At 76.4% G+C, this 912-nt stretch carries 2 protein-coding genes; both read right to left on the bottom strand.

The features are described 5' to 3' along the window. The coding region (locus E5198_RS21240; RefSeq protein WP_136491871.1) for a GTPase domain-containing protein at positions 1-711 on the bottom strand (711 nt) is incomplete at its 3' end. Then, the coding region (locus tag E5198_RS21235; protein WP_136491870.1) for a DUF2868 domain-containing protein at positions 704-912 on the bottom strand (209 nt) is incomplete at its 5' end. The genes E5198_RS21235 and E5198_RS21240, both read right to left, overlap by 8 nt.

Raw genomic sequence — 912 nt, 5'->3', positions numbered from 1 at the left:
GGCGGCGTCGACCAGCAGCTCGGCGATCAGCCGCGCCCCCGCCGCGCGCCGGGCGCCACGCTGCGCCTGGTGGTCGGCGATCAGCCGCTCCAGCTGCGGCCGTGCGCGCTCCAGCAGCAGGGCCAGGCTCTGGTACAGGCGCCGCTCGCCGTCGGTCGGTGGCGCCACGCTGTCGAAGGCGACCAGCGCGTGCAGGCCGAGGCGGGCCAGCGCGGCGCGCCAGTCATCCTCGCGGTGGCCGGGGGCGGCGACGAAGTTGAGCACCGGCAGCAGCGGCCGGCCGCAGTCGGCCAGCACCGCCAGCTCGTCGCGGTACTTGGCCAGCACCGGCTCGCGGGCGTCGATCACGTACAGCCCGGCGTCGGACACCAGCAGCTGGCGCAGCACCTTGGCCTCCTGCTCGAAGCGCCCGCTGGCCTCGGGGCCGGCGAGAAAGCGGGCGAGGCGCTCCGGGCCGTCGAGGCGTGCGGCGGCCGGGGCGAGGGTGTCGAGGTGGTCGCGCAGGGCGATGGCGTCCTCCAGGCCCGGGGTGTCGTACAGCTCGAGCAGCGCCTCGCCGTCCACCGACAGGCGCGCGCCCTCGACGTGGCGGGTGGTGCTGGGCCGGTGCGACACCTCGCCGAAATCCACGTCGCGGGTCAGGGTGCGCAGCAGCGAGGTCTTGCCGACGTTGGTGTGGCCGACCACGGCCAGTTTCAGCGCTTCAGTCATGGCCGCTCTCCAGCCAGCGCCAGGAGGCCTCGGTGGCGCAGGGCAGCTGCAGCGCGGCGAGGGCCGCCTGCCAGTCGCCCAGGCGCGCGGGGTCGAGGGTTTCGTCCGGCGGCGCCGGCAGCAGCCAGACGCGCGTGTCGCCAACGCTGCGCGCCAGCTCGCCGAGCAGGCCGAGGGTGCCGCGGTCCGGCGAGCGGCGCG

The organism is Pseudomonas sp. A-1, from assembly GCF_004801855.1.
Lineage (GTDB): Bacteria > Pseudomonadota > Gammaproteobacteria > Pseudomonadales > Pseudomonadaceae > Geopseudomonas.
Note: the sequence above shows the minus strand (reverse complement) of the source record. Positions and strands in the feature narration are given on the sequence as shown.